The following is a 24,769-nucleotide window of genomic DNA, read 5'->3' as shown; positions in this document are numbered from 1 at the left end:
CCGGAGCGAGGTTACTTGCTTGGTTTTCAGCCTTGTCTAAATGAGGCCAGCTTTTTTTCTGGCCTCTTCCAGGTATTCTTCATCGGTCTTAATGGGCCCGAGATCAAGCGGTTGTTGCCTCTCCCATTCTTTCAATTTATTGCTTAGCGCATAAATGATTTCGTCGAAGTTCTTTTGATGTCGATGCGCTCCAGTTACGTTTACTCCAAGCTTCAAATATGAATCGATACCAACAATGCACGACTTTTCACCATCCGCATTAACAACAATAGAAACATTTTCTCCCCACGAAAAAAGCGACATCCCCGCACTAACAGAAACTCGCTTAAGGGTGTCATCCTTCTGTTTTATTGTCATTCCTACTTCAGGAATTGCCTGAAGAAGCTTTTCGTAAGCGATTTCAGCTGGAAAAGGGAAAATCTGCTGTGTTGATTGGCTGGCGAAGCTCATATTCCCGTCCTTTTTGGTGAAGGTATCAAACTTAATGCCTAAAAATATCACAGGAGAAATACAGATAGCTGATATTTTAATCTCAACCGGCAGCCGTAGATGTTCCTCTTTTAGCCGCCTGCTTCGCCAGGAAGTCATCAGCCACTCTATCGTACTCCTCGCGGGTGAAGCCCTTCTGATCCAAATACTTAGCTGCCAGAAGCTGAGTAAACTCGGTCATGGTGAGCTTCTCCGCCTCTTCCCGGCTCATGCTGAAGTGATTGCGCGCGGCGCTGATGTACTCGAAGGCGTTGAACTCCGATGTCGATTCGTTACTCTCATGCCGCTGAAGCCTACGCACCCTGGCCTTACCGATGATGCCATGCGTGATCAGCGACTGCGCGATTGCCAACATGTCGAACTCATCCATTGCGCCGCGCCGCATTTTGAACGCCTTACCTGATACTTTGGCTGGTCTAATCTCCCCGGTTAAGGCCGTCACGTCCCGGTCGCAGCACGCCGCCAGCACCGTCATGGCTGCCATCAACGCCTTACGCCCGTAGCTTGTCGATTTGATGTGCTGGATAAGCCATCCTGGAATAAGCCCGTACGCCTCCAGCACCGACTGCAAGACACCAGACACTTCATCGTGGTGCAGGTCATAGAACGCCTGAACAATCTCCCAGGGTTCCCCGATGCGGGTCATGTTTATAAACGACGGGCGGAAGAAGTATTCATCGTCTCCGGCGGTGATAAGGCATTCACCAATCTCTTTCAGTGGGGTCATGGGCAATTCCGTTTAGCGGTTATTATCAAGGGCAGCCTCAGCCACCCTTTGTAATATCCGTTAGGTGATCGTAACGGTGTGTGTAGCGACAAAGTTACCATCTTCGGTGTTGATGACGATCTGCGCCGAGCCAGCCGCGACACGGGTCACCGTAACAGTGTTGCCTGATGCGGTGGCAGTAGCTTTTGTCGGATCGGTTGAAGCAACGCTGAAGTCTTTGTTGGTTGCGCCAGTCGGGGCAATATTCACCGTAAAGGTGCTGGTACCGCCTGCCGCGCCGGTGCTGGTAGCTGGAGCAACGGTAACTCCGGTCACCGCCACGCTATCAGATTCCTCAACGGTGATGGTGGAAGCATCGCCAACCTTGAACTCAGTGGAAAAAGTGACGATGTCATTTGTTCCACCATCTGAACTCAGGGCTGTAATCACCATGTAGCCAGTAAACGTTACCGGCCCGTATTGCATGCGAAGCCAGATCCCGGGCTGGCGACGAGCAGACAGCTCACCGGAAAAATAAGTAACAAATTTCCCAATGCCGTACTGGTCCAGCTTGTCACGCTTGCGCACTTCACCTTCGAAAGAAATGGTGAAATCCGAGTTAGTGATGATGCTTTCAACGTAGCCGCCGCCATCATCGGCGTCCGAGGTTACGGCGTTAGGGCTGAAATCAAAACCTTTCGAGGTGCCTGCGGCGAGTGCTTTCCACTCGGCCTCCAGCGGCACAACGTCAGGGCATCCGTCGGCAACTTCGAGCACAACCGCGCCGCCAAACAAACGCTCATTGCTGTTCTGGCAATTAGCCATAGCAAAACTCCTTAGATAAAAAGAAACCCGCCGGAGCGGGTCATTTGGTGGGTATGGCTAGTCGCCAAAATTGCAGGAAAACTGAAGCCGGAAGATGAGCCTTCCCTCTTCAGAGAGCATCGGCGGCGGAACCCCTCCCATGTTCTGGATGTAGCCGACGCAGTCATCATCCATGGGCCGGGCCTGGACGTAGTCAACAATGCGCTGGACGGCATTCAGCGCGTCTTTGCGCTTGTCCTTCGCACCGATTACATCAACCTGGACATAATACTCAGCGCCCAGGTCATGGCGAACTGGCGCGCCGCCGCCTGGCCGGAAGACCATCACGGCCTCAGTCGGTTCTTCCGGGTCATCGTAAAGCAGCTGCTGAACGGTGAAACCTGCGGTCAGCCCGGCATCGACAAACAAATTGCGCACCCGCTCATGCATCATGGGTGTCATAGTTCCATCTCCCGCCGGATTGCAGAGAACATCGCCGCCTTATTGTCACGGGCAGGCCAGTAGAGGAATTTCGGATTCCCGTTCGGCCCCCAGATAACCCCGCGCGACCCTGGTGCTTCTCCAGCGCGTACCGGGCGATCGGTTTGGGTGTTGAGGTATTTCCCGGGTGCGTCATGGACGTAAACCGCATAGTTTGCTGAATAGCCCACCCTGCCGGTGATCCGCGTTCCGTTGAAAGTCACATCGCGAAACTGGCTGTTAACGAGCGTGGAGGTGTCGCGAGGGACCTCTTTTGCGGAGGCTGCGCCGAGAATATACAGGGCGGAATAGATTGCCCTGACGGTTTTCTTGTTCTGGATGTTATCCAGTATGCGATTCATGTTTCGAACCGTCTGATTAACCCCTTTCACTTTCACGCCCATGGCTATACTCCGGTGATAATGGCGTAATCATCCGCCAGGCGCTCAAAGGTGTCGGCGTAACGAATAACCTGACGCACCTCGTCAGCGCCAGCAACTACAGGGTCCGCTTCCGTCGATTCGCCAATCATCAGGTAATCACCCGCACCGGCCAGCGCGAACTCCGTCCAGACCGTATTTTTCACGACGATTTCAGCGCCGATGCTGCCAATGCGCTTGCTAAGGCCGCCTTCGTAATCGCAGAGGATGATTACCGGCGCTGCGTAACCATTCGGATCGCCGTATTCGTCCTTGCCGGGAAGCCTGCGCCAGACGGTGGCTTTCGCGGTATAACTCCAGTTAGCGGCACTCGACACCGGTTACTCCTTTGGCGCCGTAACGCGCTCAATCTCAAACCACTCGATATTCAGCGCATTGACCTGCTGTCCTTTACCTACCGGGACGAATAGCCCGATTACGTTACCTGACTCAAGCGTCAGGTATCTGTCAATGATGATGGGTGACGTGACTGTCTCAGCGAATAATCGCGATTCGCCATCAACCTGGTACACGACATTTACGTTAAGCGCGGAAATTTTATAGGACATTTATTCTCTCCATTGAATCACGACCGCGCCAGTTGCGCGTATTGACGGGCAATTGATCACCCACTCGCCGCTTGAGTTAACGTAACCGGTGGTTTCCCTGCCGGTATCCGTCTTAACCCATACCCGGACGAAAGTGCGCGGCAGGCAGGCGCTTGCGGAAACCCACGTCATCAGCAGCCACCCACAACCATAAACATCCCGACGCTGTTACCGGCACTGATTGGCAACTCCCCGGCGCAGCCACTGGTATCGAGGCGGGCCAGCGAGTCGCGCAACCAGGTAATGCTGTCATCGCCATATTCAAAAGAGCGCGACGCTCCGGAAGGTGCTCCCTGCGACTTGATACGTCGCGCGCCGGACGACGTCGCCATCAGTGCTGCTGCGTACATCAGGATTAGTTTTGCGGTGCAGTCGTCGTACCCTGCGCCATCAAGGCACGGGATGATTTTATTCACCACGCAAAGGATCGGCTCCAGCAGCGCACCGGGTATGCTGTAACCCAATTCACCGAGGAACGCCTGCACGTCTGCCGCCGTGATTGGATCAGCCATGGTTATTTGCTCTTCTTCGATTTGGCGGTGGTGCCTGCCTGATCTGCAGGAGCATCTCCCGGCGTGGCGACCTCAAGCTCGCGACCGCCGACTTCACCGACAACTGACACGCGACCAGCGAACGCTGGCGGGACGGATGCCGCGATGAACTCATGACCTACAGGCAATTGCTGGAATACGCCATCAATCAAGCCCCAGCAGCCCGTTTTCTCGACCTTTAACTTTTTCATGTTCTCTCCTGAAGAAAAGGGGCCGAAGCCCCTTAGCCCTGTGCGTTGAATACTTTCGAGCGTCCGTTGAAATCGCGCTTAATCTGCAGACCGACTGCACTCCATACCAGGGAGTTGTAGTTGTCGAACGGATTTTGGCGCGGGATCATGAAGGTGCCCACCGGCGCTGCGATGCGCGTCTTGATGTACTGTGAGTTGCGCACGTACGCGATGAAGTGATTACCAGTCAGTTTAAAGGTCTGGTTCACAGACTCGATGCGGCCATAGCGCAGGATGTACTCCAGCACTGTGCCTTCTTTGAAGCCGGCAGCGGAGGAATACGGCTTGCTCATGTTGCGCATGATGTCAGGCGACACCCACACCTTCACCTTCTCCTGCACGTAGTTATCGTCCAGGAGTTTCGCGAACGGACCGGTGAAGAACGCGACCATCTCGTCAGGGCTGGCGGTGGTCAGGTCGATATTCAGACCGGACGCGCTCAGATCCACCTGATTGGTGTTAGCGTGGTTGGTGATACCTGCGCCGACGTAGCCTTTCACCTTCACCTTCGCGTCACCAGAAAGCATGTAGTCAGCCATGTCTTCACGGATGGCCGCAACATGTGCCTCTTGGTCATCGGCCATCGCGTCGAGGTTTTCCGACTGCATGCCGTTCCACTCACGCCATTCACGGCTGTAGCCGGTGTTGAAGATCGGGATCGGGTCGCCTTCTTCGTCGTAGATGACTTTATCCAGCTCTTCCGGTACATGGCCAGTCAGGGTGCGATGTACCTTGCCTGCGTCGCTGGAAACGCGGTACAGAGCGGCGGTTTTGCCGATAGAGATCGGTGTACCAAGCCCCAGCAGGTCATCCAGCAGACCGTTACCTTCGTCATTACGGAATACGCGGGTGGTGATGTTGTCCACTTCGCGCCAGTAGTCTTTGGAGATCAGCGCGGCCTGGTTAACTTCCAGCGCGCCGTTGTACTGGGCGGTGATGGTGTTCTGGTTGATGTTGAACGCTTCACGCTGCATCAGCAGCTGATTCCACGCCTGCTTAATCTGGTTATGTTCGGTAACCAGCTTTTTGTTGAAAACGATCATGCTCATGCGGTTGCTTTCCCTGATTTGCGAACTTTCACGAGTTGCGCTTCCGCGCCGACAGTGATTTTCTCGCGTGAGTAGAAGAGGATGTGGTCGGTGGCCGGGGTAGTGGATTTGGACAGCGTGCCGTCACCACTGGAGATAAGGCCTTCATTCTCCAGCAGGACCTCGCCAGCCTTGACCAGCATGTGGTAGTCGACATCGTCTTCGCACATGATGGCCGCGCCAGTATCACCAGTTGGGACCGCGTCGCGGATGTCGCCGCCACCGATGTAGTTGTGCTGGAGAACCAGAGGAACACCGGTGCCGCCAGCGGTAGCATGCACTGCCAATTTCCCGACACTGTCCAGCATGACCAGTGAGCCAGGCTTAACGGCGGCGGCCATGAGCGCCTCAATGACCTGCGGGTCATTCTTGCGGGCCGGGCCCGCGATTACGGTATGGAAACGAGGAGCGAGTGCCATTATTCAGGTGCCTCCATGGAAAGGATTTCGCTTTGTGCGCCGTTACCCTGGAATGCAGGGTTAAGCCCGGTGCTGGTCTGGCACTGCGAGAACATATCGTTCAGCGCGTCGCCAGCCAGCGAGTTGATCGCCGCTTCGGTCATGAACGGGAATTTAGCTTTCACCGCCTGGCGCTTCGCGGTGATGTCTTTCTCCGCGTTGGCCTGCAGCTGCGTTTCCAGATGGCTGATTTTGTCGGTCAGCGGTCCGATCGCCATGTTTACCGCTGCGGTGATGGCCTCAGCATTCATCGGAGTGCCCACCGGGTCGCTGCCACCGGCTTTCTTCTGCATCTGCTGGTTGTAGGCATCCCAGACCTGATCGTCGGTCAGCCCTTCGGTTGTTACGCCTGCGGCATTGAGCGCGGCGATCATCTTCTGTTTCATCGGGTTTTGTTCTCCGTTGGTTTTGACTTCGTACTCAGTGGGTTTGCGCACGACTTCGAGTGGCTCACCGACCAGCGTTACCGCGTTGTCATCGATGAGGTATTTCTGCTGGAAGAGTTTCGAGCCCTCTTCGTAGATGAATTTGTCCGGCCAGACGGTCACGACGTAGCGATAGACGTCACTGCCAGACGGTGAGCGGATGGCCTCACGCAGCATCTGGTAGATTTCGTCGAATGAAGCGTCGGAGTTGTGGGTGAAGAAGAATTTCACCTTATTCATCAGGCCGTCTTTAAGGCTGTTCGCTGCGTCGATGAGGCTGGCGGTTTCGACCTCGCTCTCTAGACCGTCAGCGTTCACGAACATGCCGACGCCCTCTTCTGGCGTACCGGCTCCCGGCTCGTCCAGCAGGATGGCGATGTGGTCGAACTGCATGTTGCGGGCGATCCATGAATGTTTCTTGCCCTTCGACTCACCGGACTTTATCTCTTTGTTGGTGAGCAGGCCGGTAGAAAGGTGAATCGGGTCGGTATTGGTACCGGCAATCATTTCGTCGAGGCGGTTAATCAGGCGTTTACCGTCCGGCTTTGTCTCCGCGACAGCCTTGTTAATGTAAACGTCCATGACGACCTGGTCGCCTGACTTACTGACGTTCTGCGCCCACGCACCGACGTGATAAGCGTTAATGGCGCGCGGGTCGTTAGCGCTGACATACTTGCCGTCTACCATCGGATGCGGCAGAGGCATTAGCTTGCCTTCCATCGTCTGGTAGCTGTTGTTAATCTCCTCCGCCGGGTACAGGCCGCCATTCATCACGATGTCATCGACGATCGGAACCGCACCACGAATGACGTAGTGTTCCTGGCCGTTGATGGTTGTCGTTGAGATGTTGGAGGCGTTGATGGCGAGGGATTTAACGTGGATGCTGGATAGCTTCACGTTGCGTCCTCTTAGCGTTGTTTTGGTGGTGGCAGTACCTTGCCTGATGATTTCGACGTGCACGGTTGATACCCTGGCCAGCCATTACGCTTGCGCTCACAGCCAGGGCATTTGCAATTTTGTTTCTTCATTGGTGGATTTCAGGCAATAAAAAAGGCCGCCGTGGCGACCTTGTGTAAGGCATTTCTCTATTTAAACTTAAGCTCTTTGTTTGCATCGCTAACAATTGCGTCAATCAGCTTTTTAGTGCTGTTTGCCATTTCATGGTAGGCAATAAAGTCTGGGTAACCCTCTTCCCACACGCTTTCTTCTGAAGCGGCATCCTTTCTAAAGAAATCTTCCAGTAGCATTCTGGTGGAAAGGCTGAGCGATATTGGTGCCAAGGCATAAAAGCGATGCAGCTGAGCCTTTAGCTCGTGAAATCTGACCCAATCTGTTTTTCCATCCGGTGAGGGGGTTAAACTCCGTCCTGATTCCGCCAATTTTTCATAATAATCAGACGCGTGATTATAAAGTGCTTTAATCTCAAAAAGTATATCCAAGAGTTGATTATATGCCGCATGCTTTTTCTCCCACCATTTTTCATAGTAAAAACGGTTTAAAGCAAAGCGTGCGGTAACCCCAGCAGCCACAATGCCGGTGGCTATTGGCACGACAAGTGATAGGAAGAAAGCCCCAACCTCTGAGGGTGTAATGCTCATGAGATTTCCAATTAATTTCGAAGTGATGGCATTTTATAGCACCACTAATCCTTTGACTCCCATGATTTACGCTCTTTCTTCAGCTTATCCGCCAACCCTTCATTGAAGATGCTGCCGTCGTCGTTGAGCAGCGCTGGAATCTGGCTGCAATAGCAGTTGTACCGGTTACCGTTCTCGGCGTAGAAGTCCCGTACCTCTTCGGTGGTGTAGACTTTTCCGTGTCGGATTGCGTGCCAGCTACGCGTCGTTGGCTTGAGTGCTGAAAGCCACAGTAGGCCGGTATTCAGCCCTATCCGCTCAGAAGCCCATTCCGTCTCGTTCCACTGAGCCTCACGCAGCGCACCAACCTGCTCGGTCTGAGCAATGGCCTTTGCCTTGGACATACTCACATCAAGGCGTTTGCTGATCACACTGGCTGTCTCGCGCGGATTCACGCCCCTGGCAATCGCATCCATGATGATGGAAGCAAGGTCTGCCCTGGCTGTGTCCGATATCCCCTTCCAGTCGCTGAAGGTCGACAAACGCGCAGCGGCAATCTGGTTCTGCATTGCAGGGCTGCTCAATACCTGAAGTAAGCTGGCCTGCGCCGCGAAAACCGGCGACTGCTGCGACAGGTTATTAAAAGCCTCCTGCGCCCCGCGCTTCACCTCGGCCACGATGTAATCCATGGCCCAGTGGCCCTGATCGTCACTCTCAAGCAGGTATTCATCAAGAATGCCCTGCACTGACTCCAGCAATTCAGCCAGTTGATCCGACGTCATGTCGTAAATGAACGTACCGGCATTGACCTGGTAGAGCCGCATATCTTCGCCGTTATCGTGGCAAAGGAAATGCCAGTTATGGCTGTTTACCTCACGCTCACGCCCGGTCAGGCTAAGGTCGAATAGCGCCTTTAGCGCACGCTTGATACCGAGATATCGCTCTTCGATATCCCGGTACATAGCGGTTACCTGCTTTGCCGATCGCGTCGGGTCAACCTTGCTGCGCGGTACTATCGGCAGGCCCACCTTTGCCGTCTGTTCGTGGGTCGTCGGCCAGTGGATCATCGGTTGTCACCTTTTCTTCAGATTTCGGTGGTTCTTTCTGTTCGGGTAATGGCTCAAGCCCGATAACCTGCCGCAGTTCATTGATGGTGACTGGCGCTTCACCGCCGTACATGCCCGTCGTTTTCTGGACAACGTCGGCCAGTTTGGACATATTCTCGATTTTCTGTTTCTCACCAGGGGCAAGAAGATCGCTCCACTGGATAGTGATCTCGCTATTACTGGGCGGGTCTATGATTCCCAGCGTCCAGAAGCGCTCCAGCAGAGCGGTAATGCGGTCGGTCAGGAAGGTATTGCGGCGTGTGTTGCGGCGAATGGCCCAGTCTGTTTTGTCCTCATCACTCGCCAGGCGACCAGTCTGCTGGCCGAACAGGATGGTGAACGGGATCTGCACGGATGCGGCCAGTTCGTTGGCGGTCACTTCCCACGTCGGCCCCGGGTCGCCCGGTGTCACGCTGAGTACCCGCATCTGCCCGGCCTGCATAACTGCTGCGGCGTCGGTACCGCGGTTAAGTTTGTTGACCTTGTCGCCCATCGCCTGGCCGAGGTCTTCATAACCAGCCGCTTTCGCCTGGCTGGCAAGCGTGGACATGTCAGTTTTCTCGCTGAATTCCACCGCGATTTGGCGGCTGGCGTTCTTCAGGAAACCCTCAGCACCACCGCCGGAAATTTTCTCAATATCCAGCAGTTTGTTGTACCCGGCCTCCAGCAGTGGAATACCCGACAGAGTGTTGTCGTCTTCCGATCCCTCGCAGAACATGATGACACGGCTCGGGTGTACCGGTTCGCCGCGCGTCGGGCCAACAAACGTGTCGTCACCGACTGGCTGCTCGTTGAAGTTGAACATCGCCGGCTGGCCGAACGTAGGAGAGAGGCGGTTGTTATCCCATTCGGCAACCGTCAACTGCTGCTCCCACACTGGGATCAGTTTGACCAGGGCAGCCTCGCCGAGCGACTTCACCAGCGTGATGTCCACCGGATCACGCCATTCACGGCTGTCCTTAACCTGAATGAGAAGTGCAGAGTACCGGCCAACCATATTGCGGCGATCGGCATCTTTGACCTTCGACCACCACTTTTTCATTAAGCGGGTGACGCTCTTCTCCCAGGTAGTGGTCTCCTTCGCCTCTTCGGCCTGATCGCCATCAATGATGACAGGGTAATCCTGCCAGCAGCCATCCAGCAAACGGTGCACTACAGCAAAACCTGCGGCGTTGCGGCGGTACATGTTGTAGAAGTCGCGGAAGGTGATCGACTCTGGATAGCCAAACTCCTGATAAAGTGTCGGGCGCTTGGTGTTCCCGGATATTCCGATCGCCTGCAGGTAGTTCGCTCGCCTCATTTCAGTGGCGAGGTTGTTCACAGCCAATTCGAGACTGTTATCTTGTTCGCTCACTGGCGATGCTCCTTAAAAGAATACTGCGCCGACCTGCTTGCGGTTGTTCTTCGTCACTGCGAAGTAACGGAAGCCGTCAGCACCGTGTGAGGTGGCGTCATGGAGAGGCTTGTCTTTCCAGCAGCCGCGCTTGTCGTCCCACTCTTTCCGGTACCCCTCAAGGTGAGAGATCCCTTCAGAGCATTTCTCCTCGTCAAATACGCAATTCGGGAGGATTTCACGCACCGACTCAATGCCGGTATCGATGTCGGTTTTGGGTACGACCTTGAAATTTATCGAGTACATCTGGCCATCGATTTCGTAACCTTCGCGTGCCAGCTCTTTGCGGGATTTCGCATCGGCAGCAAATTCACGGTTCTCGATATCGTGTGGCCCCCAGTGTTCGCCGTACTCATAGCCGCGGTCTTTAAGCACCTTCATGTAGTGTCTCAGCCCCTCGCCCGAGTTTTCGTAGTAGTCGATGATGTGAAACTCTTCTCCGACCTCACGAACGAACCAGATAGCCGTGGAGTCGCCCACGCCGATATCCCAGAACGTGTGTACCGGGAGGTGTGAGTTATCCGGGATTTGGCCGATCCGCTTATTGGTGTAGAGCCAGCGGAACTGCCTGGCATAGTACGCGCCCTCGACCGACTGCTGGAACGCCTCGGCCGGAATAGTCGGGTACTCACGCTTCATGTCGTCGCCGAGCGTTTTCTCTTTGGCGTGGTACCAAGCTTTCTGGCGGTCATCCACTACAACACCGTACTTCGCCTTCATCTCAGCGAAGTATTCAACCAGGCGTGTCGGCAGCGGTTCTACCTGGTCGATTGCGTACTGCGGATTCTTCCACCAGGAGAAGAAGAAAAACTTCCAGTCGAGGGGTGAAAGTGGCTTGCCCTGAAGTAGTGCCCTCTCCGCCGCCTGGCAGTAATCGAAGAAGTATCCCGCCCGGCCCTCTGCTGTGCTTTCGATGGTAGCGAAGCATCCTGTTGACACCGCTTCGAAAGCACCTGTGACGATCTCCCGGGCTTTATGCGGAAATTTAGCGCATATCTTCCCGAACTCGGAAACGTGCAGATAACGCAGCGTTCCGCCGCGGAATGACGTACTGACGTAGAGTGAGCCGCCCTTCTTGAATACCAGTTCACCTGCAGAGTCATTGCTCGCCGGGTTCGCCGCCCTGATTTCTTTGGGTAGTTTGTCGTATGCGTACTTCACCTTTTCGCGGAACAGGCGCTTGGCGTCGTTCAACGTGTGGGCGATCAGCGCGCACTTCGCCGACTCGAATAGAGCCGCGTCCAACTGGATGATACATACCTCGGTCGTGAAACCTAGTTGCCGGGCTTTCAGGATGATGTTGCGGGTGTGGATCCCCTCGAAGTATTCCCGCTGCTCAGGCGTCATCCTGAAGCGCGTGGGCTTACCCTCTTTGTCGGTGATCCAGTAGAGATTGTTCAGCCGCCAGTCTTTATCAGACAGCAGCCGGAGGTGCTCAGGTTTCATTACGCCCCCTGAGAGAGCGAATCCATCAGGTCGGACAGTGCGTCAACGACCTTATCTTTTTCGCCTTCGTCCATGCTGTAGGCCTGTCGTTCGAGGCCGATGAGATTCTTCAGCGTCTCGCTCAGAGCCTTCATCGACTTGACGCGCTCCGGCATGCTGATGATGGCATGGTAGAGCTCGTTCAGACGGTCCCGGCCATTATCATCAGGATCTAGCATTAGTGCGCCCAGCTTACGGAGAGACTCAACGTCAGCGCACTCGGCCTCGAGCTCATCGAACAGCGCGTTCGCCAGGGTTCTCGCCCGGCGGATATCACCGCGGTGCTCCATGCGTACCGTGGCAATAACCTCGGCAGTGGCCTCTATCAGTACGCGCTCAGAAAGCACTGTTTCGCTGCGTACCTGTTTGCGTACCTCTGCTTTGCGTACCAGATCGTCAGCGCGTTCTTTCACCTTCGCATTCAGGTCACGCGACCAGTCGTCACGCTTGGCACGCTTACGGATAGCGCCTTCGCTGATACCGTGTTGTGATGCTATCTCTCGGAGGGACATCACTCCGGCCCGGTACGCCGTCTCGATGGCCTCCCAGTCCGGTTTGCTCATTCGTTACTCCATTATTTCTTTACAGGATCTGAATTCACCCTCTGGCTGAGGCCATGCTTTGCAATGAATGTAGATACCTTTTCGTAATCCGGTTCGCGGTGGGTCATTAGACAGAAAAGCATCAAAGTTTTGATATAGACCGGCAACCACCATCTGCATTTTACTTCAACTGTCAGGGTGCAAATTGCCATGTTTAGCTCCGGTGTCTGTTACGCAATAAAAAGCCCCGCGTAAGCGAGGCCAGGGAATTAATCATTTAGTAATACGTGAACTACGAAACGGGCGTGGGCTGATATTTCATAATGGCCCACTCGATATCTGAAAGAGACGGTTCGATAACCGGAAATCCAATCCAGTAATATTTCCCGTTGAACGACCGATACTGAAAAATTGAGAAGACAGCTTCACGAAGGTGCAGATCGGTTGCCTGAGCAATGTATCTGTAACGATGCACTCCTTCTTCTATCTCCCGTACCTCACCACTCCAGCCCTCACCAAACAGCATAACGTTCCGCATGCAGCTTTCCGATTATGGTTACAAAGTACTCACATTATAACAGGCGCTCAGTGTTTACCTGCTTTAGTTGCGCTTCGCTTATGGGATACATCCCATATCCGGTTAGCGGTACATTGCTAAAGTTAACAGGTAACGAAAATGCATTTGCATGCCCTCAGAAGAATTTGGATTTCCTTCCCACGGGGGTTATTTTTCGTTATTGCAACGGACCGACCCATCTAAGATTAGTCCCAATACCCCCGCTTACGCTTGTTAACGAAAGCTTAACAATCATAATCAGGTTTCCTGCCACGACAGGAGCTGAAAAACCAACGTAAGATCCTTGCCATTGAGAAAAGAATAAGAGTACGAAGTACTGTAATGTTCTACTCTGACTCGCCCTCCTACCCGGGGGCTTTTTTTTGCCTGGCACAAATTCATTCACAATAAATGCCGTTCAAGCGAGTTAATGCTTGAAAAATCACCGCTTACGCTTGTTACCACAGATTTACTAACCATACTCAAGTTTCCTTTAGCACAGGAAACAGGCACCGCAGCTTGACCCTTTACATTGAGAAAATAAGAAGTACAAACGCACATGCCATAGACAATTCCGGTTCGCCCTCTTAATGGGGGCGTTTTTTTATTGTTTTCCAGAACGTCAGCGGAAATACAAAACATCATAAGGCGTGTTAGTAAGCGCCCTGGGCTGTTCACTTCACGGCGTTGTACCAGGCCTGCCAGCGGTACTTGTCCAGCCTGAGCTGACGTAGACATTCGGCGGTTTCGATATCCGCCTGCAGGTCTTCGTCGCTGTTTCCCCCTGCGTCACTTGCCCTGCATGGTTCCTGCATCAAATCCGCTGATGGCGTTGGCAGCGTCGATAGCACGCTGGCGCAGCCGCACAGACTCATCATCAAAATCACACCTGGTACGATCCGGAGACTGAACATATTTCACCACGTCGCGGTAAATGGTTCGGTAGATCACTTTCCCTTCGGCGGTAGCCGTAGCGGCTTTATTCTCTACCGGCTGGATGGCTCTCTCGGCCTTTTGCTTTTTGTCCGCCGCCAGTGCGTTGATATGGTCGGCGTGGGCATTCCATCCAGAACGCCATGAAATCAGCGCGGTGGCGGAGATTGCGACCACCAGCACCAGAAGTACAAATCGCAGCTTCATACCAGCGCACTCCGCGCCCGGTTGTAACGCTGTCGACGGTCTTCAAGCCCGTTTTGTCCGCCGTTAATGATTTGCGTGACGCGGGCCAGGTCGCCGGAGTAAAGCAAACAACCGCTGGTGGAGTAGAACCATGCCGCCGAACGCGCCGCGTTGCGGTCCTGCTCAAGCAGTTCCGGGCTGGTAACCAGATCGAGTTTTAGCGCGGTACCGCATTTGGTGTAATTTGCCTGCCCGGTGATCTGAATCAGGCCGCGACCGCGATACTTCCAGCCATCACCCGGGGCTTTGTTGCCCAGGCGTTTGCTGTACACAAGATTAGCGATGGCGCGCTGGCGCTCCAGTGGTAGCGCTTTTTCATATGAGCGGCGGCCCAGCGCGTTTGCCTGGTCCTGAGTAAGCCGCCCGGCGCGGACAAAATTCGCCAGGCCTGCCACGCTGTAATTCATGCTCTCCACCAGCCGGGAGAAGCTTACCGATTCATGCCCGGTTTGGGCGATGAACATTGCCTGGTCAGTCGGTGCGGTGATGCCGAATTCTTTCATGGCCGCATCGATGTGCGGAAACCAGCGCGCAGCTAATCCGGCGCTTATACCAGCCGCCTGCTGAAATTGAGATTGTTTCATTCCGGCCTCAGTACATGGAAGATGCGCGCTACGTTACCACGGGCGCGGAACACGGCGGCGCAGATGATTAAGTTGATGGCGACCGTTGCCCAGTGGGTATGCAGATACGAATCGAACAGGTACCGGAACGGCACAGACGCATACGCCAGAATTATCAGATAGGCCAGCCATGACGCCCACGGGTTATGGCGCCCGCCAGGCTTACGGAACATCATCAGGCGCAGAACAATGGCGGCACAGGCCACCACGTTCGTCACCACCAGCGGATCGTTAGTTACCATTGGTTCCCCCTCTCCAGCGTGCCAGCAGCTTTAGCGGGTCCTGTTCACTGAAAAATGTCAGCGTCTTGATGGCGACGGCAGACAAAATCACCGCGCCGAGCGCATCCAGTGGTTTATCGGCATAGCCGGTTATGCTCGCCAGCCACGAACCCACCAGCCCGGAGCCATATACACCAGCGAAATACGACACGACGAAATATGCAGAACGGCGGAAAATAGTCAGGTCTGCAGCGGTAGCCACGTAGAAAACAGCCCCGGCAAATGCGCCGAACACCACACCGTAATCAGTGCCGGTCAGCAGCCCATAAATGCTGGCGCCGGTCAGCGCGCTACCGGCGGCTGCGGTACCGGAAAAAGGTTCGGACATTACGCCCCCTCTTGTGTGTGAGTCCTCTCAGGAATGAGGGGAAATAAAAAAGGCCCATTTCGGTGGGCCTTTGGAGATTATAAGTACGTTTGAACTAAAATTTATTTACTGGTTTTTCTTAACAGATGAAGTTAAGTCACTATCAAGCCAGTCATTATCGCCTCTTAATCGCGCGACCTTTCCTTCAACATTTGTTAAGGGTTTATAAGCGGAATGTTTGCCAATAACTCGAGCCGAATGTTCATTAGCAACCCTGTAGTTTTGAAAATCCAACTCTAAACCATGCTGCTCTGCTCGCATCCGAACGTATCCGCGCAGCATGTTTTCTCTAAATCTAAACCATGACGGACGTGCACCCAAAGCGGGTATTAAAATTGAGCCAAATGCAGGTTTTTTTAATTGATTAAATTTCCTGTCAAAGGACGACTTATCAAGGGGGGAAACATTAAGAGATTTGCAAATTTTAGCATATGATTCGGAAACGTGGGTTTTATGACGAGTAAGGTCTGCCATGTCTGACATAGCCCATAGTATATGCTTAAAGGATTCATCCCTGCCTTCGGTTGAATCACTGTAGGCTTGCCTTAAAGTTTCTGAAACTGAATCAATTGCAGCATTTAACCCTTTAATAAATAGCTTATAATCTACTACAGAGTACTCTCTATTTGTGCTCTGACAAATATGTAATATTTTTTCGCATATAAGATGAATATAATTAGGGAATCCATCACTTAAACCAGCAATTTTATAACGAACAGAATCATCAACTAACAAGTCGAACTCATCAAATGCAGTATCAATAATTTGAAAGCGACCGTTCCAAGGCAAACTGCCAAGGTGCACTTGATGAATTTGTCGCTCACTTGACTTATGCCCACCAATTAAAGTTACCAATGAATCGCCAATTCCTGTAAATATCAACTTGGCATCACATGATTGATCACCCAGCTGTTTTATAAGGGAGCCAAATTTTTGCCTTTCGCTTTCTGATTCGATCTGGTCAAATTCATCAATTACAATATAAGGAATCTTTGAATGGACTTTAGTTAACAATTGTAAGGCACGAACTGCAGAAGATACATTATCGACTGACAGTTCTTTTTCATTAAATTTTTCATTTTTTAATGCATTGAATCCACCAAGACCAGCAATGGTAAAGCCTATGCCCCACCCCTGGGTGTCTTTTTTGTCTTTATCTGGTAGACCCCGCAAAAGAATATCATTCAAAATGCTCGAAAAAGTTGAATCTTTTTCACAGCCAACCAAAATCGGCTCCGCTTCTTCTTGCAATTTATAAGCAATAGTTTGAGCCAAGGATGTTTTTCCTACTCCACGATCCCCATAGATGAAAGCATGTCTTCCAGGGGAATAGAGTGCGAGCTCAAGGTCATGGATATCCTTCTCACGACCAAATAATAATTCCTCTGAAACAACTGGAGCTGTTGGACTAAGGACTTTATGCAATTTTTTCATAAAGTCTGAGAGTGACAGGCCACCACATAGCATAGAGATTCTCCAATATGATTTTTAAAATTATAACAAATTGGGCTTATGCTACAAAACATGTTGTATAAAAAACCAACTCAATGGCGGGTTTATCTTTGAGTTTGTGTCCCGTTTCGTGGATCGGACGCGACCGCATGACCAGTGGATTTATCACAAGTTATTCTTACGGCTCCGGCGATCCGACAGGGGTACTGATGCAATGCACCTCGCGAATACCCCTGTCGTATCGCCGGAAAGCAAAAACCCCGCATTAGCGGGGCTTTCGAATTTTTCAGATTGTCGCTTTTAGTTGCTGCTATTTTTGCGCAGCTCTGCCAAGCATGAATTAATTAAACACTTTTCTGGCTCGTTTTCAATGCTGCGGTGAAGAAAAAGCACAAACTGTAAAAATCACTCTTCTTCAGCCAGCAGCTTTCGGGCAGATAAAAAAACCTTCGCCCTGAATATGTCCAGGCACCAGCGCACCCTTCGCCTTGCTTCACAGTCGGACAACCACGGTGCTATTGACTGCAGATCTCTGGTGATATCGGAGATTTTCTTGTGTGTGGTGTAATACTGAACGCCAACCATATAGACCGGATCGCTCACATCCAGGGCAAGCAAAACGCATTGCTCAACAAAATCAGCGTCATCATTGCGCAGTGCCTGGTCGATTATACTCACCGGGGCTTTAGGCCATAAAATGGCATGAGCACGATTCATAATATGCTTGCCTTTGAAACCTTCACTTCTGGCCTGATTTAATGCAGCAGTAAAACGCTCAAGCGCCTTATCTGACCAGCGACCACCTTTGATCGCACTCCAGCAGGCGTGGGTTCTTGGCATGCGTGGCCCCGTATCCCCACTGACACTACACCCCCATGTGGTCAGCAATGATTTTATCCATCCTGACTGGATACAGGTTAGTGGCGTAAATCGTCCAAGGTAGCTTTTGCGCGGAGCGGCGGCGACAGCGCCCAGCCCCAGATAATGCTGCCGGCGTTGGCGCGGTGTCATTGTGCAGCCCTCATTGCTGTTTTAATGTAATTTCTTAATATGCGGTAATCCGTCACAACCGAACCGCGAAAGCGGTAAATTCGCAGACGTTGCCAGCGGAGGCGGATAACATCTGTTTTGTAATTTTCTCTGTTCACCGTTTTCCCTCTCTCGTTGCGCACCAGTCCCGTATGTACCCGAGCGCCAGCAGGGCGGCCCAGCCAATTTGATAATAATTCTCGGTAGTCATGCGGCCTCCTGCTGTTTGAGTTGTCTGAGCTTTGCGCGGTATTCATCGCGGATGCGGATGTAGTCGTCGCGTTTCCATTTCGGTAATTCGTGCGGGCCCATCAGGGCATCAAAGCGGGCCTGGCCGATTTTGGCGATTAGCGCCGGACGGTAGGCCGTCAGGTTGCCGGAGAGGTGGTTATTGCATAGGGCACACTGGCGATGGCAATTGTCCTCATTGAAGCGCAGCTCCGGATTGGCACCGGTCGTACGGTAATGCCCGGCGTGATATTGCCCGTCATGGTAGCGGCCGCAGCTGATGCACGGCATGTGACGATCCCGGTACCGGATGAACTCGTTAAAAGCCTGCTGGGCCTGTTTGATGAAATAACTGAGCGGCTTAACAGCCTGTCGCCGTTCCGCCTGGCGTGCCCGCTGCTCTTTCTCCTCTTCGCGCTGGCGCTTCTTCTCAGCACGCATAACATCGGCCCGGCTCTTTGCAGTCTGCTCTTTTCCTACAGCGCTGGCGCATTCGAATGAGCAAACTACCTGCTCGTTCCGTATCGGGTGAAACCACTCCCTGCAGTGGATGCATTTTCGACGAGGTTTTTTAGCCATGCTCACCCCGCAAAATTCATCAGTTGCGCGGCGGCGTTCTCGGCCTCACGCTGATCGCGAAACACGCGGGACAGGATCCAGCGCCAGAGCACATCCAGTGCGGCCCGGTAGAGCTGCTGGAACTCAGTTTCTTTCATGCTGGCGAAAGAAATGCTTCGGGGATGTTTGCGAAGGGTGCCGTCGGGCAGCTGGATAGTGTCGAAATGCCCTGACTCGATGGTCACCCAGGCACGATATGCATCGAAGGATTTGCACAGGCTGATGCCATTGGTAATGCGGCGGCTGGCCACCTGTTCCAGGTACTGCTCAGCGGCATCCATTAGCGCGCTTTCGTTCCCGCCAAAGGCGGCAAGGTATCTGGCGTAACCGTTAACAAGTTTGCGTTCGTTGGACGAGATGGCGCCGCCGGCAGGCTCCCAGTAATCAAAGCCCAGATTAAGTAGAGCGAAGAACTTACGGTGAAAGGCGGGGTTTCGAACCTGTTTAAAGTCAGCGGCCAGTATGGCCCCGAGCTTACATTTTGAATGCAGAAAATCGCTGGTCTCAGGCGTAGCCGGGATCAGGATTCCAGATGATTGCTTGATTAATTGCAAGTGCGCCATGGTGTTCACTCCGTGGCGCTTTGCTGCTCCGATTCCGCTGTTCAGGCGGAAAGTAGATTATGGCAGTCTCGGCTTGCGAAGGTCAATAAAACCAGCCTCGACAGCCATTTCCAAAAATTCACTCATAGTGAGCAGGTGCTGCTTTTCACGTACCCTTTCCAGGCTCGTGATCCGTCCCTCTTCACAATTGACAACGAACCGGCCTCCCTGTCTGATTATGTCTACCGCTTCGGCGATGTCTAAATCCACAAAATCCCCCTGAGCGACATACAGACGCAATTGACGAAAAATCAGCAGCCGCGCATGGATGATTTGTGATTTGTCAAAGGACTGCAGGCTGCAATAAAAAACACTCAGTAGAACCACTCGTCAGCACTTTCCCAGGTTTCCTGCAGAATATTTGCGACTTCGTCTTTATCACCCCCAATCACACTAAGCCCGTCATTTGGTGCCCGGCGCACGGTGAGCTTGCACCCTTCAAAGCGTTTGTTAAGTCGTTTTAAGAGTTCGTTTTCCAGCGCCGGGATCGCGCCATCAGGCAGTTTTTTTGTACGTTCGATAGTGACTTCAACCTTCATGATCATCCCTCTCATAAAAATACTGTATAAATAAACAGTACACCCATACGGGAGAATGATCAACTTGATAAGCGCACAAATTGCGACACAGGTTTGAAAACTTCAAAAGCTGTAACTCATTGAAAAAGAAGCCACAGCAAGGGAGGCTTATGGTTCTGGTTTGCCCTGCTTCAGGCATCACTAAATGCAAATTATGCGCTATTTGATGTGTCGTCCACTTTGTAGCAAGAACGGACATTATAAATGTGAGCCAATGTTAATGCGGATGGTCACGCTGACGGTATAATAGCCACGTACGATGCAGTTAATAAGGACGATAAGCCCATCATCGGCCTTGACTTCTGACTTTGATGCCAATAATAGATCAAAATTGTAAATATAAGGGGATTTCCCAAACTTAATGCGAGTATATCAATGTTAACTGATAGAGTATGCCATAAACAGGTCTGATACTGCTGCCTTTGAGAATTTTTAGCTGTAATGCCTACTCTTGTTCATCACTTACATTTGCATTACGCTCGGGATGTCTTTGTTGCTCAATTAGTTCAATAATAATATATTCCTAGTCATTCAGAATGATACAAACAAATTTTATATTTAAGGGGTTACTTTGAAATTAAAAACGGCTGCGGAGATAATAAGAAGGGATACTATTAATGCATATTTCAAACGCATTAACTGGAGGTTTATGGACGAGCGAATCCAAAGTGAATTTGAAATCTTAAAGGCTGATCATTATAGCGCCAATATTTTGGGAGGGCTTTACATTAGTAGATCAAAAGACGATGACCCAATAAAATCATCTAATCTTATTAGCCCGCAATATATTAATTCAACTCATATTTTTACTGGGATAAGGTTTCTGGGGTTTAATATATCAGACGCTGAGAACCAAAATTCGGAAGCTGCGTTCGAAAGGAATTCGCAACTATGGTACTCTCAAGGACCATCCGGTAATGTTCTTGTATTTGTTGGGCCTTATCAATCCAATGCAGGGGAAATTAAAGAAACTGAAATAATAATAGGAAAATATCAAAACCCATCCCAAATAACATCCCGGCACATAAAAAAACATTTTTCTATATATTTCAAGTATTGTACAGCCACTGCACAGCATTCAGCTTCCAACATGAGATATTATATTTATAGACAACGCCTTATATTCAATGATTTTAGATTCAGGTCAACCTATTGGCAGAAAATAATCAAGACGGCTGAAAGATTGTTAATTATTATCTTAACTGGAGCTGCTGTATGGGCCTCCCTTTATGTTGGCGGTAAACTATCGTAAATTGAAACCCGTCAAAGACGTGGTCTGAAAAAAGCATTCCTCAGACCGCTTTTCGCTCTAAGTTGCCCAATCCTTTTATCCAGGCAGCTTAAAGCGAGCTTATGCCGCCCGCTCTTTCACTAAACACATCTCCGGCAAATTAGCCCGCATCAATGCTTCGGCAAACGGCGGCGGCACGGCGTTGCCGCACCTGGCGACTTGTTTGTCTTTCGCGTACTTAACCCCGCGGTAGTCCCGGTCGATGATGTACCACTCGGGGAAGCCCTGGGCGGCGTACAGCTCGCGGGGTTGCAGCATGCGCATGCCGATATCTACAATGCGATACACCACGCCATCAACCGTAATTAGGCCGTCTGAATCCTCCCCGCAATACTCCCGCAGGAAGGCCAGAGTTTGCTGCGCGCGCTGCTCGTCATACCCGTCAGCTGCCAGTGTGGTTTTCACCTCCCCTACGTGCTGGCCACCAGCAGTGACCGTTGGCATAGGTTCGTCTGTGCGCTGCCCGTCCCGGCATGTACCGCGCAGCTTAACCAGGTGTGAGGCAACGACAGCATGGTGATCGACGGTGGTGACCGAGTGTGCAGGTTCGTCCAGGCTGACGCCCGGGCCGGAGTAGTTCCCGCCGTAGTGCTTCGCGAGGAAGGCGCTCACCGTCGCGAATTTATTGCCGCCCGCGGTAACCGTACCCAGAGGATTATCCAGTTGCAGCACGCGCGGTTCCTGCCCCGGGCGTTCGCCGTAACCCATCTGGATCAGCGTCGGCGTTATCAGCTGCGATTTGCCGCCACCACCAGCAGTAACCGTGGCGCTTGGTTCGTCAGCCCGGTGGCCGATGCTGGCACCGAACTGGCGGGCAATCACCGGCGCAACGACGCATGCTCGTGACTCTTTCAGGATGGTGTGCATAGGTTTATCCAGCGGACGCGGCTTTGCCTGGTACTCGCTGCCGCCGCTGCCAGCCATGAACGGCGTAAGCGCGGCTTCCACTACACCGAGAGCATGCCCATTCCCGCCCGGGCGCGCCGACGTGCCAGCGGTAACCGTTGGTACCGGCTCAGTAACTGGCTGGCCGGTTGCGCCGGTACGGAATTTTGTCAGGTGCGGTACCGCGACGGCATACCCATGCGTTTTAGTGATCGTCTGCAGCGGTTCCGCCAGCGCCTGTCCACGGAAACAGTCGTAGTTGGTCCGAGTGCTGGTGTGGTTACACTTCACGATAAACGGCGACGGGCTATCGATAACAAACCGCTGAATGCCCCGGGCAATACGTTTGAGCGTGTTTTCCGCCAGCGGCTTTTTGCGGTCAAAAATCGACGGCGCCGGGATTGACCAGTCGATACACTCCGCCGCCGTCCGCCAGGCTTTCAGCTTACCGTTCTGCACTGCAGGCGATTTAGGATCACCGTGTGTAGGCTCCGGCCAGCTCACCGGCACTCCATCACAGCGCATCACCATGAAAAAGCGTTTTCTTATTGTCGGCGCGCCAAAGTCACACGCCCGCAGCTCGCGGTGATCAACAGCATATCCGAGCCCGTCCACCAGCTGCTGCGCCTGCTCGCCGTCGGCGGCAATGCCCAGAAACTCGCAGCACTCAAACAGCGCCGGATGCCCGGCGGGAACGCCACCGGATAGCATGCCGCAAAACGCTTCAAACGTTTCACCAGCGCGGGCAGGATCGGGCCGCATATCCGCCGCCAGCAGCGGCCCCCACGTTTTGAACTCCTCCACGTTCTCCAGCATCATCACGCGTGGCCGCACCGCCAGCGCCCAGCGGATCACAATCCACGCCAGACCGCGAATTTCTTTCTCCACCGGCTTTGAGCCCTTGGCCTTCGAAAAGTGCCGGCAATCAGGGCTAAACCACGCCAGCCCTACCGGGCGACCTGCCGTCGCCGCCATTGGGTTTACATCAAATACCGACTCGCAATAGTGCAACGTATCCGGGTGGTTCGTGGTGTGCATGGCCACCGCGTTCAGATCGTGGTTAATCGCAATATCCACGCTACGGCCCGTAGCCAGCTCAATACCGGTAGACGCCCCGCCGCCGCCAGCAAAATTATCAACGGTGATTTCTCTCACGCGTATTTCTCCATGGCTGTGGCCAGCGAACGGGCAGCAGTGACGATCGCCGGTACCGGCATTTTTTCCAGCCACATACGGTTGATGTGATGTTTCAGGCGGCGCTGGTGGTGCGCCGGGAGATCCACGGCGCTTTCTACCTGTGAATAGACCATGCCTACTTCAGCGGGCCATACTGTTTCCGGCACTTCCACCAGCAGCAGGCTTTCCAGTTCGACAATGCGGTTTGTGGCGTACTGCATTAAGTGCTCAGTCATTCCAGGCCTCCAGCTCGCTCTCAATCTCGTCGTCGATTTCGTCAGTGGTGGCTTCTTCGTCCAGATAGTCGCGAGCCTCTTTGCGGTACTGCTCGCGGCGTTTGTCGTACCATGCGGAGAAATCTGGCGACCATCCGCCTCTGTTGCATTGATAATCAACAAGTGCGTTATCTTCGGCCATACGTTCAACCATGCAGTCGGCAGTTATCAACGCGCACTCGCGGATATAACCGCGAAGATGATGCTTGCGCCACCACGGATTTATTTTGGAATCGCATATATCGCGCATCTGCAATTCCCAGCGACGGATGCAACGGGCGTTTAGTGATTTGCTCATACCCGTCCCTCCCGTAGTTGTGACGCAAAACCGAAAAGCAGATGCTTAACCACGCCGGTTGATGCGACTGTATCCACGTTCAGTACGTTCTGGATTGCCAGTTCAACCCCGATTGCTTGCTGTTCTCCATCTGCGGACTTCAGCGCTTCAATCGCGCTAACCACATCGCCTACCCCGTCTTCACCAACAGCCAGCATCATGGCTTTTTCCCACTCGATTTCGGCTCTGACAGAGGCGTCACGTTCCAGACAGGCTGTTCGAGCCGCTACAAGTGCGCCGTCCAGTCGTCCCGCCAGTTCGGTCAGCAGCTGCGCCGTATGCGCGCTTTCAAGCTTTGCAACCACATATGCGGCGCGGATTAACTGCTCATTGCTCATGTCTTTCATGCGCGGGCGCTCCCGAAAATTTTATGGATCTGATAGCCCTGCCAGTTCTGGCGGCATTCATCACATACAACGTTGATCGGCTGTCCCGACTCTTTGCGGGGACGATTACGACGAATCTCGCGGTATGCTGCGTTGGTGATTTCGCGTTTTGCATTGCGGCGTTGAATGACATCCTCGATATACGCTTCGTAATCTTTAAACGTCAGGAAATATCCCTGCTTACCCTGTTTGATAAACTCGCCTCGTTTTACGGCTTGCTCGAGGAAGGAGCGGGTAAGACAGGATGATTCATCGATGAGCGTTCTCACCTCACCGAAACTCAGGCGCTGGCGTTCGTGCAGCACAGCCAGGACGGTATTAAGCCGCTCCTGGTAAATCTGTTCCGGGGTACGATAATCCGTGGCCAGCCGGTAAATGTATTTCCGCATACGCCCGGTTCGAACCACGGTCCCACTACGCAACAGGCCACCCAGCAGCGTTGAGGTACGGTTTGGTTCCATGCCGATAGCCGCAGAGATTTCGTGCAGGTTTGCTTCCCGATTAGTCAGGAAGCTGATCACGGCATTAACAAAATTCGTTGTCAT

At 52.8% G+C, this 24,769-nt stretch carries 36 protein-coding genes; 1 reads left to right on the top strand and 35 read right to left on the bottom strand.

Translation table 11 applies throughout. The features are described from left to right. Positions 1-36: 36 nt before the first annotated feature. From ACVV26_RS06285 to ACVV26_RS06140, 30 genes are all read right to left on the bottom strand, one after another. Positions 37-450, bottom strand: coding sequence for a hypothetical protein (locus tag ACVV26_RS06285; protein WP_474800510.1), 414 nt, complete (start codon positions 448-450; stop codon positions 37-39). A gap of 82 nt (positions 451-532) precedes the next feature. After that, a complete protein-coding gene (locus ACVV26_RS06280) occupies positions 533-1,216 on the bottom strand; it encodes a DUF6246 family protein (RefSeq protein WP_474800508.1) in 684 nt (227 codons plus the stop codon). Between the two features lie 60 nt (positions 1,217-1,276). Further along, on the bottom strand, positions 1,277-2,020 hold the full coding sequence (locus ACVV26_RS06275; RefSeq protein WP_474800506.1) for an Ig-like domain-containing protein: 744 nt from the start codon (positions 2,018-2,020) through the stop codon (positions 1,277-1,279). Positions 2,021-2,077: 57 nt separating this feature from the next. Further along, a complete protein-coding gene (locus ACVV26_RS06270; protein WP_474800504.1) occupies positions 2,078-2,461 on the bottom strand; it encodes a phage tail termination protein in 384 nt (127 codons plus the stop codon). Then, entirely contained in the window at positions 2,458-2,883 is a 426-nt protein-coding gene (locus ACVV26_RS06265; RefSeq protein ID WP_474800502.1) for an HK97 gp10 family phage protein, read from the bottom strand. Before ACVV26_RS06265 ends, ACVV26_RS06270 begins: the two co-directional genes overlap by 4 nt. A 2-nt stretch (positions 2,884-2,885) precedes the next feature. Further along, complete coding sequence (locus ACVV26_RS06260) at positions 2,886-3,236, bottom strand: hypothetical protein (protein WP_474800500.1); 351 nt, start codon at positions 3,234-3,236, stop codon at positions 2,886-2,888. Between the two features lie 3 nt (positions 3,237-3,239). Then, positions 3,240-3,467 (bottom strand): hypothetical protein, encoded by a 228-nt coding sequence (locus tag ACVV26_RS06255; protein WP_474800498.1) that lies wholly within the window; start codon positions 3,465-3,467, stop codon positions 3,240-3,242. A gap of 170 nt (positions 3,468-3,637) precedes the next feature. Continuing rightward, a complete protein-coding gene (locus ACVV26_RS06250) occupies positions 3,638-4,018 on the bottom strand; it encodes a DUF7370 family protein (RefSeq protein ID WP_474800496.1) in 381 nt (126 codons plus the stop codon). Positions 4,019-4,020: 2 nt separating this feature from the next. Continuing rightward, positions 4,021-4,248 carry a hypothetical protein gene (locus ACVV26_RS06245; protein WP_474800494.1) on the bottom strand — a complete coding sequence of 76 codons (228 nt, stop codon included), beginning with the start codon at positions 4,246-4,248 and terminating at the stop codon, positions 4,021-4,023. 32 nt (positions 4,249-4,280) lie between these two features. After that, positions 4,281-5,336, bottom strand: a complete 1,056-nt coding sequence (locus tag ACVV26_RS06240) for a major capsid protein (protein WP_474800492.1) — start codon at positions 5,334-5,336, stop codon at positions 4,281-4,283. Then, complete coding sequence (locus tag ACVV26_RS06235) at positions 5,333-5,794, bottom strand: hypothetical protein (protein ID WP_125294010.1); 462 nt, start codon at positions 5,792-5,794, stop codon at positions 5,333-5,335. Before ACVV26_RS06235 ends, ACVV26_RS06240 begins: the two co-directional genes overlap by 4 nt. Next, on the bottom strand, positions 5,794-7,155 hold the full coding sequence (locus ACVV26_RS06230; protein WP_474800490.1) for a DUF2213 domain-containing protein: 1,362 nt from the start codon (positions 7,153-7,155) through the stop codon (positions 5,794-5,796). The genes ACVV26_RS06235 and ACVV26_RS06230 overlap by 1 nt, the downstream gene beginning before the upstream one ends. 188 nt (positions 7,156-7,343) lie before the next feature. After that, complete coding sequence (locus ACVV26_RS06225) at positions 7,344-7,856, bottom strand: hypothetical protein (RefSeq protein ID WP_474800488.1); 513 nt, start codon at positions 7,854-7,856, stop codon at positions 7,344-7,346. A 44-nt stretch (positions 7,857-7,900) separates the two neighbouring features. After that, the gene (locus ACVV26_RS06220; protein WP_474800486.1) at positions 7,901-8,902 is read right to left on the bottom strand and encodes a phage minor head protein; all 1,002 of its coding nucleotides are present in this window, start codon (positions 8,900-8,902) and stop codon (positions 7,901-7,903) included. Then, a complete protein-coding gene (locus ACVV26_RS06215) occupies positions 8,829-10,295 on the bottom strand; it encodes a DUF1073 domain-containing protein (protein WP_474800484.1) in 1,467 nt (488 codons plus the stop codon). The genes ACVV26_RS06220 and ACVV26_RS06215 overlap by 74 nt, the downstream gene beginning before the upstream one ends. Before the next feature lie 12 nt (positions 10,296-10,307). Then, entirely contained in the window at positions 10,308-11,780 is a 1,473-nt protein-coding gene (locus ACVV26_RS06210) for a terminase (RefSeq protein ID WP_474800482.1), read from the bottom strand. Beyond that, a complete protein-coding gene (locus ACVV26_RS06205) occupies positions 11,780-12,382 on the bottom strand; it encodes a hypothetical protein (protein ID WP_474800480.1) in 603 nt (200 codons plus the stop codon). Before ACVV26_RS06205 ends, ACVV26_RS06210 begins: the two co-directional genes overlap by 1 nt. Before the next feature lie 271 nt (positions 12,383-12,653). Continuing rightward, positions 12,654-12,887, bottom strand: a complete 234-nt coding sequence (locus ACVV26_RS06200; protein ID WP_474800478.1) for a hypothetical protein — start codon at positions 12,885-12,887, stop codon at positions 12,654-12,656. Positions 12,888-13,319: 432 nt separating this feature from the next. Next, entirely contained in the window at positions 13,320-13,655 is a 336-nt protein-coding gene (locus ACVV26_RS06195; RefSeq protein WP_474800476.1) for a hypothetical protein, read from the bottom strand. A gap of 51 nt (positions 13,656-13,706) precedes the next feature. Continuing rightward, positions 13,707-14,057, bottom strand: a complete 351-nt coding sequence (locus ACVV26_RS06190) for a hypothetical protein (protein WP_474800474.1) — start codon at positions 14,055-14,057, stop codon at positions 13,707-13,709. Further along, positions 14,054-14,680: a glycoside hydrolase family 19 protein gene (locus ACVV26_RS06185; protein WP_474800472.1), complete on the bottom strand. Its 627-nt coding sequence runs from the start codon at positions 14,678-14,680 to the stop codon at positions 14,054-14,056. The genes ACVV26_RS06190 and ACVV26_RS06185 overlap by 4 nt, the downstream gene beginning before the upstream one ends. Continuing rightward, entirely contained in the window at positions 14,677-14,961 is a 285-nt protein-coding gene (locus tag ACVV26_RS06180; RefSeq protein WP_125293522.1) for a phage holin family protein, read from the bottom strand. The genes ACVV26_RS06185 and ACVV26_RS06180 overlap by 4 nt, the downstream gene beginning before the upstream one ends. Beyond that, positions 14,951-15,328, bottom strand: a complete 378-nt coding sequence (locus ACVV26_RS06175; protein ID WP_125292274.1) for a phage holin family protein — start codon at positions 15,326-15,328, stop codon at positions 14,951-14,953. Before ACVV26_RS06175 ends, ACVV26_RS06180 begins: the two co-directional genes overlap by 11 nt. Positions 15,329-15,433: 105 nt before the next feature. Beyond that, complete coding sequence (locus ACVV26_RS06170; protein ID WP_474800470.1) at positions 15,434-16,801, bottom strand: AAA family ATPase; 1,368 nt, start codon at positions 16,799-16,801, stop codon at positions 15,434-15,436. 423 nt (positions 16,802-17,224) lie between these two features. Then, a complete protein-coding gene (locus tag ACVV26_RS06165) occupies positions 17,225-17,830 on the bottom strand; it encodes a hypothetical protein (RefSeq protein WP_474800468.1) in 606 nt (201 codons plus the stop codon). After that, complete coding sequence (locus ACVV26_RS06160) at positions 17,827-17,967, bottom strand: YlcG family protein (RefSeq protein ID WP_474800185.1); 141 nt, start codon at positions 17,965-17,967, stop codon at positions 17,827-17,829. Before ACVV26_RS06160 ends, ACVV26_RS06165 begins: the two co-directional genes overlap by 4 nt. Before the next feature lie 88 nt (positions 17,968-18,055). After that, complete coding sequence (locus ACVV26_RS06155) at positions 18,056-18,655, bottom strand: recombination protein NinG (protein ID WP_474800466.1); 600 nt, start codon at positions 18,653-18,655, stop codon at positions 18,056-18,058. 2 nt (positions 18,656-18,657) lie between these two features. Next, positions 18,658-19,257: a DUF1367 family protein gene (locus ACVV26_RS06150; protein ID WP_474800464.1), complete on the bottom strand. Its 600-nt coding sequence runs from the start codon at positions 19,255-19,257 to the stop codon at positions 18,658-18,660. A 57-nt stretch (positions 19,258-19,314) separates the two neighbouring features. After that, the gene (locus ACVV26_RS06145) at positions 19,315-19,623 is read right to left on the bottom strand and encodes a hypothetical protein (protein ID WP_244290535.1); all 309 of its coding nucleotides are present in this window, start codon (positions 19,621-19,623) and stop codon (positions 19,315-19,317) included. Then, on the bottom strand, positions 19,611-19,835 hold the full coding sequence (locus tag ACVV26_RS06140; RefSeq protein WP_125293528.1) for a DinI-like family protein: 225 nt from the start codon (positions 19,833-19,835) through the stop codon (positions 19,611-19,613). The genes ACVV26_RS06145 and ACVV26_RS06140 overlap by 13 nt, the downstream gene beginning before the upstream one ends. Positions 19,836-20,445: 610 nt before the next feature. On the opposite strand from ACVV26_RS06140, the gene ACVV26_RS06135 reads away from it, so the two are divergent. Continuing rightward, a complete protein-coding gene (locus tag ACVV26_RS06135) occupies positions 20,446-21,126 on the top strand; it encodes a hypothetical protein (RefSeq protein ID WP_474800462.1) in 681 nt (226 codons plus the stop codon). Between the two features lie 99 nt (positions 21,127-21,225). Here the strand turns inward: ACVV26_RS06135 and ACVV26_RS06130 are convergent, their stop codons facing one another. From ACVV26_RS06130 to ACVV26_RS06110, 5 genes are read right to left on the bottom strand one after another with little or no spacing between them, the layout of a single operon-like run. After that, positions 21,226-23,205: a DNA cytosine methyltransferase gene (locus ACVV26_RS06130; RefSeq protein ID WP_474800460.1), complete on the bottom strand. Its 1,980-nt coding sequence runs from the start codon at positions 23,203-23,205 to the stop codon at positions 21,226-21,228. Next, positions 23,202-23,462 (bottom strand): hypothetical protein, encoded by a 261-nt coding sequence (locus ACVV26_RS06125; RefSeq protein ID WP_474800458.1) that lies wholly within the window; start codon positions 23,460-23,462, stop codon positions 23,202-23,204. Before ACVV26_RS06125 ends, ACVV26_RS06130 begins: the two co-directional genes overlap by 4 nt. Further along, positions 23,455-23,799 (bottom strand): hypothetical protein, encoded by a 345-nt coding sequence (locus tag ACVV26_RS06120; RefSeq protein ID WP_474800456.1) that lies wholly within the window; start codon positions 23,797-23,799, stop codon positions 23,455-23,457. The genes ACVV26_RS06125 and ACVV26_RS06120 overlap by 8 nt, the downstream gene beginning before the upstream one ends. Next, positions 23,796-24,185: a hypothetical protein gene (locus ACVV26_RS06115; RefSeq protein WP_474800454.1), complete on the bottom strand. Its 390-nt coding sequence runs from the start codon at positions 24,183-24,185 to the stop codon at positions 23,796-23,798. The genes ACVV26_RS06120 and ACVV26_RS06115 overlap by 4 nt, the downstream gene beginning before the upstream one ends. Next, a complete protein-coding gene (locus ACVV26_RS06110) occupies positions 24,182-24,769 on the bottom strand; it encodes a hypothetical protein (RefSeq protein WP_474800452.1) in 588 nt (195 codons plus the stop codon). The genes ACVV26_RS06115 and ACVV26_RS06110 overlap by 4 nt, the downstream gene beginning before the upstream one ends.

This window comes from Atlantibacter sp. MEI4A-1023, from assembly GCF_056155425.1.
This window is presented reverse-complemented; position numbering and strand designations above follow the sequence as displayed.